The organism is Bradyrhizobium sp. S3.7.6 (assembly GCF_054061875.1).
In genome coordinates this window covers 586049-599360 of sequence record NZ_JBSSEQ010000004.1, presented here as the reverse complement: position 1 = coordinate 599360, position 13312 = coordinate 586049, and the positions used below count along the sequence as shown (strand labels likewise).

The window sequence follows — 13312 nt, the reverse complement described above, 5'->3', positions numbered from 1 at the left end:
GGTTGTCGCAGATCGATGCACCTACAGCGCCGCAGGCCTCCAATCAGCGGATTTTCGCTTCAGCGCCAGCGTATGCGGCTCGTGCGAGATCGGATCGAGGGGCGGGCCTCTCCGGGGGCGTCGGCCGCCTCAACCCGAGTCGTCGCGCCCCTGTCCGATTTAGTAGGCGCGACGAGGCCGTCGATAGGCTGGTTCCCGTGGCACTTGTGCGTTCGCAAAATATGGATTGGTAACGCACATGGCGGAGAGGCCCGATGCATTGGCGTGGCACTGCGCCATCGAGCTATAGCCGCAGTAGAAAGTTTCGCCTCCGCCCCAGTACCAACGTTGTAGGCAGATCGGTGCATTCCCGCCATATGTTTGGGCCTGAGTTGGTGCGGCGGTCAAAACCGCGATCGTTGCCCAGATCGCCAAAGCTGGAATGCGCATCAGAATTTCCTTACGGATCGACGCCATCGCATCAGCACCTCGAACCAGACAAAGCCTATTGCTTCAGATCAATTCACATTCGCGCCGACAACATTGCTGGGCCGGAGAAACTCGCAATGCAGGATGATGCTTACTGTCAGTCAATCGGTGCTGCCAAAGGCACCCCACAATATACGAATTGTCGACTGACGGTAACTCAGCAGCGCGAAGACAAACATAATACAGCGTGGGCAGCAGCAGCAATCATATCGGAAGGGAACAATTCCGACGGGAAGCATGCTTTTTGTTGGGGGGGCGGGTGTCAAACCATGCCGCGATTTACGTGCCAACCGGTCTTGTCGTGATGGCGCTGCGAAATGCGAGAGGCGAATTAACGGTGGAAATGGTTTGCGTACCCTCGCCGACGCCCTGAATGGTGAGGTCGCCATAGTTCAAAAGGCGGCCAAGAACGCTTTGATTGACATCGACGCTCTCAACTTTGTCGAGGCTCATCTCAAAGGTCCGCCTCTTGATGAAACCGGTCTTGTGGACGACCCGCATGTTGGTAACGTCGGTCTCGGTGGTCCAGCGGTGGAACCAAGCCGTCGCCGTCCAGTACAATGCCGCAAGCCCAGCGACCGCCGCCAATACCAACCAAACCAACGTCAGCGCGTCGGCGGCGGCCAGGCGCCACAGCACCAGAAATGCGACCGCCGCGATCCACGCCCCGATTGCAGGCAGAAAGTACACCCAGTGTTCGTTGGTCGAATACAGCACCCTTTCGCCAGGCTGTAGGATTTCGTCAATATAGCGCCCCATACGCCTACCCTGAGTTTACCTATCACCGCAGTAATATGCGCCATTTTAAACCGAGACAGACCTTGATCTATCTCAAGCCTTCCAACGGCCAGCGCCGGAAACTCGCGTTGCTTTCACACGAGAGCCGGACCCATCTCCTGCCGTGAGAAGTCGGGAGGTTAGGGACGGTTAAGGGAGGTGCAGAATGATTAGGTTGATTGCTATTGCTGGCTTCGCCTTATCGGTCGCAGTATCGGCGCAAGCCATGACACCTGCGCCGATTACTCCTCCGCCCAACGGCATGATCACGGAAGTCGCTGCTGCCTGCGGCGCGGGTAGGACACGAGTTAACGGTGTGTGCGTCGCAAGAACGACCGTCCGCCATACCCGTCGAGCCGTCCGTAGATGTGCGACCGGAATGACTTGCTAGCGCGCTGATGGCTTAAGCGGTGCAACCATGAGGGCTGAGACGACCCGAAACTGTCCCTAGCGGCATTCTGCGCTCAATGTTGCCCGAAGCCGCTGAAGGAGCGGCTGCTGGGTGCGATGGTCGCCGCACATGATCCAGATCAACGCTGTCGCTCGACTGCCACCAAAAATGGCGCATGGCATTTAACCCAAGACGGGTATTCACCGTCGAAGCGGCGGGGATCGCCACCCTCGTTCCCAGCGTGGCTGCGCTCTCCGTCGTCCTGTTTTGGTAGGTTCAGCCAAGAGGAAGTCTGATCCGGAACATCGCGCCGCCGTGATCCCGTTTTTCTGCTCATACTGCCCGCTGTGCGCTTCAAAACAATAGTGCGCGGCGATCGACAACCCCATGCCCATGCCCTCCGTCTTGCTGATGAAAAACGGCTCAAACACCGCTTTCATTTGTCTTGGGAATGCCCGAGCTGCGATCCGAGACAGATAGCTCGGCAATGTTATCGACGCGCGAAGTCCGGATGCTGATGATGGTTTTCGGTAGGCGTCCTTCATCGCGTCCATCCCGTTCACAACAAGGTTCAGAATGACTTGTTGAAGTTGAATATGGTCGCCAAGGATCGGAAGCGCATCCCGCGTGATCATGTTCGCCATTTTGAAGTTCCGGCTAACAGCCAACGCGGAAAAAAATCTGATCGTCTCTTCCACAACTTCATTGAGGTCGAAGTTTTTCAGTTCGAATGGTGCCTTTTTCAGCAGGCTGCGCATTCTACGGACAACTTCGGTAGCGCGCTGGTCATCCTTTAGAATGTCTCCCAAAATTTCGCTTAGTTCGTTGATGTCTGGATTGGGAGACTTCAAGATCGCCTGCGCAGTCTCGGTATTCGTCAGAATAGAGCCGAGCGGCTGGTTGATTTCGTGGGCAATTGACGCGGTCAATTCGCCAGCCGTTGAGAAGCGGTTGACATGCGCCAGTTCCGTCATGCGCTGCCGCGACTGCACTTCGGCAAGTTGACGCCGACGATGTTCGCGCAGCAGACCGGCGATCAGCGCGGTTTGCGATAGAATAATCGTGGCTGTGAGTGCGACTTGCCACCAATACCGTTCCCAGACGGTTGGTTCTCGGAAATAGACGGTGCTGCCGGGCGGCAGATTGCTCTCGGCAATTCCCCACCGCTGCATTTGCCGCCAGTCGAACATAGGCGCGGCCAGTTGAACAAACGTCGGCTTGATGTCGGCAACATTTTCGCCGTCAAGGATGCGGAGCGCGACTTCCGCCGCCTGCTTGCTTTGTCTGGCGACGATCTGCATTGGCCCACCAACGATGCCCTCTCCAAAAAAGGCTTCGTCGTGAAAAAAGATGGGTGCGTTGGCTGTCCGGTAAAACCGGGCGAACGCACTGTTACCCTCATGCGCCACTCCCGCCGCATCGACATTCAACCCAATCCAGAAAATCGCACTGTGTGGCGGAAGGTTGGCCGCATCCTTGAGCATCTCTTCAAAGGAAAGTTCATTGTACCATCGAAATCGCACACGATCCGCGAACCGCGCAGTGGACTTGGCGACCTCGTTGCGCCACCAGGTTTCGCTCGGCGAAGCACCGACAACGATGGCGATGGTCGTTGTTCGAGGCAGGACGTGCAGGATATTTTCAAAGAAAACAGGATCGTCGTTCGTGATCGCCACGACAGTATCGTACTTGGTCAATTTATCGAAGTCCACGCGGCGTCGCTCTACCAGAGTGTACAGCATGGGCGTCGTTGGAAAGAGGTCTTTGCGGTGGGCCTGCACGAAATTGGCCGCAGGCGCGCCGATGGCGATGATCAGATCGGGCGACTGGTCAATATTAAGAGTGCGAAGATACTCGACGAATGGAGCGTCTGATTTGTCGCTGCTTCGCCGGGCATTCAATAGCGAGTGATCTTGAAACTCAATGGATGCCCGTCGGCTTAACTCGGCGCGAAGGGCTTCGGAATAATCAGTCCACGGCCTAAAGCGAAGACCGAATGAATGCAGCATCATTACCCGCTTGGGTTCTGGATCAGCCGCCTGACTTTGGCCCTGCATCGCCAGCAATAATGCGACGGCCAGCACAGCGATGAGGGTCCGCGCGCAAAAAGATCGCCAAGATAGAGCAGCAGTCCAGAAAAGCATTCCCGTCCTACTCCGAAGTCCGCAGTCCGAATACCGTAGCGGCTCGACCAAACGATTAATAGGCAAAACCGGCGCTGTGAGCCGTGCTGCGGCTGCTAGGGATCACAAGGCTCCTGTCCTTTGGACCGCGTGCGGGCCGCGCGGGCCAGGCAAGCCGCTACAGATTGCGTGGATGACGAGACGGGCACAACGGAGGCGGCGACGCGGCCAAGGTCTCACGGCAAGAAGCGGACATTCGGGCTGGCTTCAGCAGGTCCCCCTTGGGCAAATGAGCGACATCCCAGTTTTGCCCCCGAACATGAAAGAGGCCGCCAACTGAGGCGGCTGTCAGGCACAGCGTAATGGCCAAAAGCGACCGCGCGGCGTGCAAAGAGTTCCAAGCCGTCGGAATCGAAACTGATGGTCCATTTGGACGTTGGCACACCGAGGAAAAAGTACGTCTGTGGCGGGAACCATGAAAATGGAGCAAACGCATGTCGCAGGAAAACTGTGTTTACGTCGTTGATGACGACGTCACGCTATTGCAAAGCTTGGGGCGACTGCTGCGGTCCCTCGGCTATACCAGTTTATTGTTTCCCTCGGCGGAAACTTTCACCAAGCACGACGATTTTGACAAAGCCGCCTGCATCCTGCTGGACATCAATATCGGCGAGGTTTCCGGCATCGAGGTCGCTCACCGTCTCAAGGCGGCAAACGTCTCGGTGCCTATCATCTTCATGACGGGAAACGACCAACCCGTCCTTCGCGAGGCAGCGCATCGATCCGGCTGCCTCGCGTTTCTCACCAAGCCATTCTCCGCTACGGCACTGGCGCAGTACCTACAGAGGACACATGATCGCGTGAGCCGTGGCCGGTGCGATGGTGAGTGCCAACATACGCCGGATGGCCGTTGATCGTCCGGGGGGCTCTCCGTGCGTTACTTACTAGATTGAGGACGTTGGCCTATGATCTTTGGCCGCCTCATGCTTTCCCGTCTAAGCTCGCTTTCAAAATGATCAGCCCAACCTTACCCAGGCGCGTGCGGATGGTTGTGGATGCAGCCGTCGTGACGGCCGTCTGTGGCTCGTCCTCGATCAGTTCGTTCGCGAGGAGTTTCCAGAGCACGCGCGGCGAGACGCCATTGCGCTCGCTCTTCCAAGCGCTGCCGTTCGGCCCATAAGTGCGAAACACTTTCTGGTCATTGGTCGCGATCATCGCGCGACGAACCGCAGGCGTGAGCTTGAATCTCTTGTGCTCTGACTGCCCCATCAGGCAAGCAAGAAAGGAGATGCCAGTTAGTTTGTGTTGATTCAAATCAAACGACCGCTTGGGGTCAAGATCGGACGACCCGGCCTTGCGGCGGATGTCTGCTTTGCCCCGGTGAGCGACGTAATGGCATGACTGTCTAGGTGATGACACGCTGGCGCGGACTGTCGCGCCCCCGGCCGGATTTCCTCCACCAGTGCCGCCGGTCGTCAACGATCAGCATCTTTGCAATTCTCGATTTTTGAGTTTCATTTGCTGAATTCTCGTTTTTGAAAGGCCGCGAGATGCCGCGTGATCTGTTCGAGGCAACGATGCGGGGCTGGGCGCGGCTCAACCCATCCCAGCGCGAACGGTTTTTCCAAGCGGGCTTGCGGGCGGCGCTGCGCCTTGAGCGGCAGCAATTCCGCGAAATGGCTCATGCGGCGGCTGATCGAGCCCCGCTCGCCGCGCCGGTCGATCCGAACAGCTTCGCAATTTCGAAGTACGACATTGCGGTTCTCATGAGGTCAGCGCGCGAAACACCGGGCAAATCGTCTCCGAAACGCAACTCGGAAAACCAAAAATGCTAATGTCTTCAAATGCTGCCGTCGCGCGGTCCCCCCACATACACACGCCCCTCAGAGGACCCCAGTGCTGAATTGCGCGAATGCGGGACCCAAACGCAACGGAGGCCAGCCGCTGGGGTACACAGCCTGTAACTCCGGTCTGGGCAAGGTTGCCGGCAGCATCGCCGGGTCATTGTCATCACGTCAGGCGACGGGACGGCAGTCAGCGAGGCATCGGGTTGGCACAAACTGCATAGTCGCGTTCGGACTGACAGATCAGCCATGCCCCAAATGAGCGTTAAACGATACTTACACACTTTGAATTGCCCGGTACCCTCTTTGCAACGAAAGGGGACCGGTGCAGGGGCTTGTGCATATTGTTGACGACGATCCGTCCTTTCTGACGGCGATGGAGCGTCATTTGAAGCACGCCGGTTATGAGGTCGCGGTCTATGCGTCAGCACAGGCGTTGCTGGACCGACTGCCGAGCGACAGTGTTCCGAGCTGCATCCTCCTCGACGTACGGATACCTGGCATCGACGGTCCAGCACTGCAAAAGCGATTAAACGAACTCGGTTCGACGCTGCCGATCATATTCGTCAGCGGTCATGTCGATATTCCGCTCACGGTGCGCGCCCTAAAGGAGGGCGCGGAGGATTTCCTGACAAAGCCGGTAACGTCCGACGGCCTTCTTACTGCAATTGAACGGGCGTTCGCACGCCACCGAGGCTTCCGCGAGCAACAGTCCAGGCTGGATGTTGTTCGCGCCCTCATCGCCAAACTAACGCCGAGGGAGCGGCAAGTATTTGAACTCATCGTTGCCGGTAAGACCAATAAGCAGATCGGCAGCATCTTGGGTACGACCGAACGCACCATCAAGGCCCACCGCCAGCAGGTCATGGAGAAAATGCAGGTTCGGACCTTGGCTGAACTTGTGGCGGTTGCTGAACGAGTCGGTGTCATTGGCGATAAGCCTAATAGCGGACCTATGGCCTAGGCCAATTCTCAACCATTTTTCAAGTTATTGGCCTATGGGACACTTGTGTCAGACTCCCGAATGCCTATTGGTTCTCGTCATCACTGGGTCGCCAGCGGCTACCATCGGTGACTGAGAGAGCCGGTGCGCTCCCGCTTGTCATCGGAGCGCAATCCAATGGGTAGAAGCGACCCTGTTTTGGTGGTCGATGACGATCCCGGAATGCTGCGAGCCTTCAATCGGCTGCTATGCCAGCATGGCTTCAAACCAATCCTCTTCTCGTCTGCCGAAGAGCTGGAGCAGCACGCCGACATCGCCAACGCACTCTGCATCATCTTGGACATCAACCTCAACGGGGGGTCGGGGATCGACCTCCGGCATCAACTCAAAGCCAACGGCGTTGCGGTCCCCGTCATTTTCATCACCGGCAATGAGATTCCTTCCGTTCGCGAGGCCGCACTGCGGTCCGGATGCGTCGCATTTCTAACTAAGCCGTTCTCAGCGCACGAGCTGATCGAGCCGCTCAAACAGGCTGCGGCAGGCCACTAACCCATTCACTGAGCGCGCCTGGGCTTGCTCCCGTTCCCTTGATCTAGGTCAACGAGACTGAACTTTCGTCCTGAATTGTACAAAGGTGCAGCGCTGCGGTCAGCGCCAGGCCTTAGGAACATCGATGAAGACGCCCGTAAGCGAGCTGCGCCGTTTGCGCGGAGAACGCATTGACTGGCTGCTCTCGGTGCTCACGGGAGTGCTGGCATTACTGATTTTTGTCTTCGCCCCGCTACAAGCAATGGGCATTACCGCCTTTCACCTGTTTGCGGATGGCCTGTTGCTAGCGATCATCGTCAGCATGGTGATCATCTCCAACAATCCGACTGCTCTCGTTCTGATGTCGCTCGCGCTCGTTTTCAACGTCGCCGTATTCTTCCTGCGCATTTACTACCCAGTACCGTACCACCTTCACATTTTGGCCGGCGCATGGCTGGTCATCGCCTGCACGTTAGGTGTTGTCGTGCTTCAGGCCGTATTCAGGCGAGGTCTCGTTACATATCACCGAATTATCGGAGCGATCCTTCTGTACCTTTTAATTGCGGTGGCCTTTGCAACGCTGTTCCTGTTTGTAGGGCTGGCGGCTCCCGACGCAATCAAGGGAATAGCTTTCGAGGACGATCATTCGGTCGCCGCATCGCTTTTTTACATGAGCTTTGTCACACTTACATCAACCGGGTATGGAGACATCGTTCCGGTACATCCCTTGGCACGAAGTCTCTGCAACATCGAGAGCGTGATCGGTCAGCTTTATCCGGCGACCCTTCTGGCGAGGCTCGTTACCCTCGAGCTCAGCAGCACCGGCTCGGCGCGTAAGCCCACCCCTACCGCCTGAGCCGCAGGAGCTGCACCGACACGTGTGCGCTGCACTCGCGTCCTGTGAGGTTCCCCGCGTCGCTAGGCAAACACTCGATTGATCTATGTCAACGCCGGCGCTCCTTTGGCGGACACGCTGCGTGCAGCCGCACCGGAGATGGCGTCCGTGCATCTGTTGCGCAGGCACGAAAAAGGAAGACCCGCACCATGCATTCCAAGAAGCGTCTTTCGATCAAGTCAGCGACTGTTAGCGGGATTGCTGCTAGCGCCCTCCTGGGCCTTGCCGGTCTCACGCTCAATCCAGCGCCCGCCAGTGCAGTGGTCTACTGTCAATACACTGAGTACCCAGCTGGTTGTGTTGCCCGGGCGGGCGTCGTACTCAGGCCTCGCCCGGTGGCGCGCGCTGCGGTCCGTCACAACGCTGGTGGCAATATGAATGGTGGAGTCAATCGCGTGGGGGCGAGGCGGTAAAGGTCTTGCCTGTGGACGCTTGGTCACCCAGGCCGGCGCTCTTGTTCCCATAGTCCCGACTCTGCACCAAACGACACGCGTATCGGCAGCCAGATCAGTGTTTGAGGCTATCCGCCAAGCTGGTTGCCGGCCCATTTGCGGAAATCGCGTGACTCAGAACGCACCTCGCGCCCCTTTGGCTTAGGTGCGGACATCAAGTTGCAGCAGAATTGCGGTCGAACAATTCAGCGGTTGCGCAGCAGCGTCGCCTTGTTGGCGGGTCGCGTCGCTGCATCAATGCGTTACCACGACAAAATCCGTATCTTTTCCCGTCTCGTGGCTAATTCCGTAGTCGGAAACAATCAACGAAGAGGCCGGCGTCAGGAGTTCAGAGATCTTCTCAACCGTATCCTGTGGCATTTCGATGCGGTTGAGCGCAGCGTTGGCTTTGTCGGGTAACGGTCCCGACACGGGTTGCTTCGCGGGCGCTTCTCGCCCTTTTGTGGCAGCCTCGGATCTACGGGGCAATTCCTCTGGAATCGACACGACGCTCCAGCGCATAGCCGTTCCCTCCTTCTGGAATTCCATTGCGGTAAACACGTGCGTTCCCAGCGGCTCCTCCGGATTTTCGATCTTGACCGGGACATCAAACAAGGGCGTGAAGCCCTGACGCACGAACAGCTTGCTCAACTTACGACTGACGAAGATGGAGATCGGGACAATCTTTTTAGGCGCGCTTGCGGCGGGAGCCGAGCCCGGCACCTGGAGATTGGCGGCTTCTGGAGTCTCGGCGTTTGACACCAGCGTTCCCTGCGTTGCCGCGGCTGCACCGATGCTCTTGGTTGCGACGGTGGCACTCTGGAGTTCGGACGAACCGGACGCGGCTTTCGGTTGAAATAGATGCGGATTGGTTATCTCGACCGGCTGGACATCACCATGCGCAATGATCACGCGCGTGCCGCGCTTCGTGAGGTGCCAGAGTCGAACGGCGAAATCGTTGTTCAAACGGATGCAGCCGTGTGACGCTGGATGCCCAGGCACGACACCGGCGTGCAACGCTATCCCTGACCAGGTGATGCGTTGCATGTAGGGCATGGGGGCGGCGCTATAAATATTTGAACGGTGCCATCGTTGTTTGCTGATGACGCTGAACACACCGAGGGGCGTCGGATGCCCCTCCATTCCCGTGGACACCGAAGAGCGTGCAATCAGCACCCCGTTGTCAAAAAGCGAGACCCGTTGGTCTGCTATCGAGATGATGATCTGGAGCGGGCCCTTCGGAAGGGGCTCCGGCCGAGCGCTCTTTGGCGTTTCAGAGTTTCTCTGCCGGTGGTGGTGCTTGTGCTTGTACGGAGCGTATTGGCTTCGCCAGAACGTGTGTTGGGGTCCAAACAGAAATTGAGCGTGTGCGATCCCCGGAGGGAGCATGGAAATGGCGAATACAGCAGTTGCTATCGTGCGCCGCATTGCTGGTAATTTCTTAACGAGCATCGCCCGGTCCCAATAGGCGCAATTCCTCTTTTCGAGACGATGCGCGAAGCCGACGCCTGATGCGTCATCCTGACAGCGCATCAAGCCTCTCCTCCAAATCTGGTCGCAGTGGGTCGAAAATGGGACCGTACTCACGATTACAGTGCGAGTTGCCGTTGAGGCGGGCACAATGGCTTGCGGTCGACGCGTCGCAATCGGGCAACATGCTTTGGAAATATCGACGAGCGGCCGTTTCCGCCATTGCGCAACGCACATTGATCCCAAGAATGAGGCTCTTCGCATGCTTGGCTTTTCTACACGGCTCCGGCGGAGCCTATGGAGGCGACAGCATCATGAACCCGCGGCGATTTACGATAGTGGCGCCGGCCTTTTGCGGAACGGTCGTTCTCGCGGGGTGGATCGTTGGCTGGCTGGCTTCGATTCGACCGTCACCGAGAACGCCCGCGCGGTGCCAATCCAGGACCGCGCAGCATCTCTCGACGCCAACGCCAAGCCCGCGGATGAACCACAGGCAATCGCAATGGGCAACACCGGCCCCGCGAACCCCGCTGTCGCTAGCGCCGACGTGGCGACGGCCGCTGAGCCCGTGGCGGGGACGGCCACCGACACGACGGTGGCCTCGGATAAGTCGGAATCGATTGTCGTGGCCGCGTTGCCCGATCCGTCGCAGACGCTGTCGGCCGATTTACCGCCTATGCACAAATCCGCTGATCCCGGCCACCGTGATCCGGCGCAGCTGGTGCCAACAACGTGCGGTGCATCCGGCGGTGTGTCCAAGTCGGGGTCGCAGGATTTCAGGTACCTCATTTGTTATGTCTGGTCCGAACTGCCGCCTGCCGAGAAGGCGGCTGCGATCGTCCTGCGTTCGTTCAAGGACATCCCGGTCGGAACGCCGATGGAAGAGATCAAGCGCGCGTCCGACGCGTTCGGTCTGGAGTTCACTTTCATGAAGGCGGTGGCCAAGGTCGAGTCCGGTTTCGACCCCAAGCAACGCACCGGGTCATATATCGGGCTGTTCCAGCTGAGCAAATACGAGTTCGGCAAATTCGGCTCCGGAGACATTCTCAATCCCCGCGATAATGCTGTTGCGGCAGCCTACAAGATCATTACTGAAGGCATTCTGTTCGAGTGGGTGACGCACAGGAAGCCGGACCTGAACGATCTCTACCTGATCCATCAGCAGGGCTGGGAAGGCGCCGCGGAACACCTCAGTCAACCCAATCGCATTGCCTGGAAATCGATGTGCGCCACCAGCGAAGGCAGAGAGAAGGGCGAAAAATGGTGCAGGCGCGCGATTTGGGGCAATACGCTTCCGGCCGTCAAAGGGGCGTGGAAATCGGTGGAGAAGCTGACGTCGGAGGCGTTCGTCGGAATGTGGCGCGAGCGGGTTGCTCATTTCCAATCGAAATACATGGGGACCGCGACCGCCGAGGCCGAGCGGGTGCAGGCACCACTGAATTTCCGTTGAGTGGCTGGCAGGAGTTGCCGCACCCGTGGGCCGAGGGGGGTTCACCGCCGCTGGTCGCGTTCAGGAAAAGCGCGCTGCAGCCGACCATGTACGGGAGGCATTTGAGCAGCATCAGCATCCAGGCTTGTATGCCTGCGCCAACTGTCTGACCTGTGCCCGCCCGTGGTGCGACCATGGCCACGATCAGGTGCGTCCAACTCGGGTGCTCCAGTCCGGCGGAAATGTACCTGAAACCGGAAAAGTCGTGGGTCTGCGAATCTCACTCCGTCGGTGATCATTCCCTGAGATGAGAGACACTAGGCAACCCACGCGCTAGCCGGCACCGACGAAGTTGCCGACCGCGCCGCGGCCGTCGACGTTCTCGCCAATTGTGGAAGCTTGGGGAACTTGAAGAACTGACAAGGCGCGCTTTGCACAGACAGACGTCAGTGTTTGCCTAGTTGCCAATGCCGCACGACCGCATGCGTGAAGTCTGGCGCGATGTTGCGATGAGGCCGGCTGACGATTCCTACAGCGGGTTTGCCGATAGCCTAAATCTACTGATTACTTCCCAGCGTGCGCCCTAGTCGTTCGAGTTCCAGCGTTACGCAGAATAGGGCGAACAACGACGCGAGGAGTTGCAGCCCACGACGGAGCATGAGCCAAAGATCGGCGCCTTGATTGATCTCCGGCAAATGTCTGAAGAATACGACACCGAACAGGCGAGCCGCCGAAAATAAAGGCGAGACGCCCCAGAAACAGAAACAGGTGACTCAGGATCGGATTCGAGCGCGGAGGTGGGAGCGGAACGCGTCGCAGGCGATACCAATAGGCGACCTGCATCGCAATGATAATGACGGGCCTAGCAAGATTATCGGACCGTTCGAACGGCAGCTGCTCACCGGGATGGATTATCAAGTGCCTAAATTCGGGCAGGCCGTCCAAGATTATGAAGAGTGCTCCTGTCAGTTGAACCACGAGAAGAACCAAATAAACGGCTCTGGATTTTAGGTTCGTCATCTCGAACACCCGTCAACTCCGCTGCGGCCGGCCGCACTTAGCCTGCTTCGAGGGCACTCAGCTTCGTCCTGAACTGGACCTAATCTGGTGGATCGAGGTTTGCCAGCCGCTCTCGGTCGAGAAGTACGATTTCCCGGTGACTACCAGCGGTGAAATCAAGTACGCCCGCTCCATGCAGCCTGGATAGAACACGACACACCGTTTCGAGTGCTAAGCCGAGGTAGTCAGCTATATCGCGACGGTACATGGGGAGTGCCATTGAGTTAGTGGCGGTCAGGCGCTTGTCCATCTCCAGCAAGAACGCGGCAACTCTCTCCGATGACGATTTACGGCCAAGCAGCAGCATATGATTTTCCGCGTGCTCGAGGTTGCTGGTAGTCATACGGAGTAGGTTGCGCGAGACAGCTGGATCGGTTTCGGCGACCATTTCTAGAGTTTGCCGTCTGATCAGGCGAAGCGTCGTCTCGACCACCGCCTGGGTCGTAAATCGATGCGTCCCACTGTTCTCCAGCCCGAAAATATCTCCGGCCAAATGGAATGCGCCAATCTGGCGTCGACCGTCAGAGAGCAGTTTGTAACTGCGCGCCGCTCCCCTGATTACTTGATAGACGTATTCGGCAGGTTCCTTCTCACTGAAAATTGCTTTCCCCTTTTTGTAGATCAATACACTCGAACTGACGCCCGGATTTGATTCGCTCGTGATGCCAAGGTCAGTGAGCGAATTAGGGCAGAGGGACCGCCCCGTAGTATTACGCACAAACATGCGGGCTACTCTTTTATTGATTTTTAGCCAATCGAATACGTCTCGGTGCGCGGAACGATAAGCTCCACCCCAAGGTGGAGTGAAGCATAGTATTTGGCGACTGACGCGATGGTACTGTACCAAGGGACAGTGGAGCATTGTCACTGTTGCCGTCAGCGCGGTTGTGCTCGCTGGCGTCGTGTATCGGTCTGGTGACGGGCCGCCGCATCGTGGGGCACGGCAAAGCCCCA

13 protein-coding genes are annotated in these 13312 nt (G+C 57.9%); 7 read left to right on the top strand and 6 right to left on the bottom strand.

Translation table 11 applies throughout. The features are described from left to right. Positions 1–159 precede the first annotated feature (159 nt). From ACVJ5M_RS48635 to ACVJ5M_RS48625, 3 genes are all read right to left on the bottom strand, one after another. The gene (locus ACVJ5M_RS48635) at positions 160–429 is read right to left on the bottom strand and encodes a DUF3551 domain-containing protein (RefSeq protein ID WP_283018916.1); all 270 of its coding nucleotides are present in this window, start codon (positions 427–429) and stop codon (positions 160–162) included. Positions 430–747: 318 nt separating this feature from the next. Continuing rightward, the gene (locus ACVJ5M_RS48630; protein WP_354076562.1) at positions 748–1227 is read right to left on the bottom strand and encodes a PH domain-containing protein; all 480 of its coding nucleotides are present in this window, start codon (positions 1225–1227) and stop codon (positions 748–750) included. A 609-nt stretch (positions 1228–1836) separates the two neighbouring features. Continuing rightward, positions 1837–3780 (bottom strand): sensor histidine kinase, encoded by a 1944-nt coding sequence (locus tag ACVJ5M_RS48625; protein ID WP_354100691.1) that lies wholly within the window; start codon positions 3778–3780, stop codon positions 1837–1839. Between the two features lie 473 nt (positions 3781–4253). Between ACVJ5M_RS48625 and ACVJ5M_RS48620 the strand changes: the two genes are divergently transcribed. Further along, positions 4254–4673 (top strand): response regulator transcription factor, encoded by a 420-nt coding sequence (locus ACVJ5M_RS48620; protein ID WP_354100692.1) that lies wholly within the window; start codon positions 4254–4256, stop codon positions 4671–4673. 67 nt (positions 4674–4740) lie between these two features. Here the strand turns inward: ACVJ5M_RS48620 and ACVJ5M_RS48615 are convergent, their stop codons facing one another. Beyond that, positions 4741–5238 (bottom strand): hypothetical protein, encoded by a 498-nt coding sequence (locus ACVJ5M_RS48615; protein WP_354100693.1) that lies wholly within the window; start codon positions 5236–5238, stop codon positions 4741–4743. Between the two features lie 71 nt (positions 5239–5309). On the opposite strand from ACVJ5M_RS48615, the gene ACVJ5M_RS48610 reads away from it, so the two are divergent. The 5 genes from ACVJ5M_RS48610 to ACVJ5M_RS48590 all read left to right on the top strand — a co-directional run bounded on the left by ACVJ5M_RS48610 (position 5310) and on the right by ACVJ5M_RS48590 (position 8382). Then, complete coding sequence (locus ACVJ5M_RS48610) at positions 5310–5594, top strand: hypothetical protein (protein ID WP_135217041.1); 285 nt, start codon at positions 5310–5312, stop codon at positions 5592–5594. 334 nt (positions 5595–5928) lie between these two features. Continuing rightward, positions 5929–6567 (top strand): response regulator transcription factor, encoded by a 639-nt coding sequence (locus tag ACVJ5M_RS48605; RefSeq protein WP_063981920.1) that lies wholly within the window; start codon positions 5929–5931, stop codon positions 6565–6567. A 156-nt stretch (positions 6568–6723) separates the two neighbouring features. Further along, positions 6724–7095: a response regulator transcription factor gene (locus tag ACVJ5M_RS48600; RefSeq protein ID WP_354100694.1), complete on the top strand. Its 372-nt coding sequence runs from the start codon at positions 6724–6726 to the stop codon at positions 7093–7095. A gap of 124 nt (positions 7096–7219) precedes the next feature. Continuing rightward, positions 7220–7930, top strand: coding sequence for a potassium channel family protein (locus ACVJ5M_RS48595; protein ID WP_135217039.1), 711 nt, complete (start codon positions 7220–7222; stop codon positions 7928–7930). 188 nt (positions 7931–8118) lie between these two features. Beyond that, a complete protein-coding gene (locus tag ACVJ5M_RS48590) occupies positions 8119–8382 on the top strand; it encodes a hypothetical protein (protein WP_084795033.1) in 264 nt (87 codons plus the stop codon). 273 nt (positions 8383–8655) lie between these two features. Here the strand turns inward: ACVJ5M_RS48590 and ACVJ5M_RS48585 are convergent, their stop codons facing one another. Further along, on the bottom strand, positions 8656–9933 hold the full coding sequence (locus ACVJ5M_RS48585) for a L,D-transpeptidase (RefSeq protein WP_354100695.1): 1278 nt from the start codon (positions 9931–9933) through the stop codon (positions 8656–8658). Between the two features lie 313 nt (positions 9934–10246). Here ACVJ5M_RS48585 and ACVJ5M_RS48580 point away from each other — a divergent pair, with 313 nt between their 5' ends. Then, complete coding sequence (locus ACVJ5M_RS48580) at positions 10247–11320, top strand: lysozyme family protein (RefSeq protein ID WP_354100696.1); 1074 nt, start codon at positions 10247–10249, stop codon at positions 11318–11320. A 1078-nt stretch (positions 11321–12398) separates the two neighbouring features. Here the strand turns inward: ACVJ5M_RS48580 and ACVJ5M_RS48575 are convergent. Beyond that, a complete protein-coding gene (locus ACVJ5M_RS48575; RefSeq protein ID WP_063981927.1) occupies positions 12399–13082 on the bottom strand; it encodes a helix-turn-helix domain-containing protein in 684 nt (227 codons plus the stop codon). Positions 13083–13312: the final 230 nt, after the last annotated feature.

Coding starts and splice junctions, on each gene's coding strand:
- ACVJ5M_RS48620 (WP_354100692.1), top strand. CDS start 4,254: ATGTCGCAGGAAAACTGTGTTTACGTCGTTGATGACGACGTCACGCTA.
- ACVJ5M_RS48585 (WP_354100695.1), bottom strand. CDS start 9,933: ATGCGCTGTCAGGATGACGCATCAGGCGTCGGCTTCGCGCATCGTCTC.
- ACVJ5M_RS48635 (WP_283018916.1), bottom strand. CDS start 429: ATGCGCATTCCAGCTTTGGCGATCTGGGCAACGATCGCGGTTTTGACC.
- ACVJ5M_RS48625 (WP_354100691.1), bottom strand. CDS start 3,780: ATGCTTTTCTGGACTGCTGCTCTATCTTGGCGATCTTTTTGCGCGCGG.
- ACVJ5M_RS48575 (WP_063981927.1), bottom strand. CDS start 13,082: ATGTTTGTGCGTAATACTACGGGGCGGTCCCTCTGCCCTAATTCGCTC.
- ACVJ5M_RS48595 (WP_135217039.1), top strand. CDS start 7,220: ATGAAGACGCCCGTAAGCGAGCTGCGCCGTTTGCGCGGAGAACGCATT.
- ACVJ5M_RS48590 (WP_084795033.1), top strand. CDS start 8,119: ATGCATTCCAAGAAGCGTCTTTCGATCAAGTCAGCGACTGTTAGCGGG.
- ACVJ5M_RS48600 (WP_354100694.1), top strand. CDS start 6,724: ATGGGTAGAAGCGACCCTGTTTTGGTGGTCGATGACGATCCCGGAATG.
- ACVJ5M_RS48630 (WP_354076562.1), bottom strand. CDS start 1,227: ATGGGGCGCTATATTGACGAAATCCTACAGCCTGGCGAAAGGGTGCTG.
- ACVJ5M_RS48610 (WP_135217041.1), top strand. CDS start 5,310: ATGCCGCGTGATCTGTTCGAGGCAACGATGCGGGGCTGGGCGCGGCTC.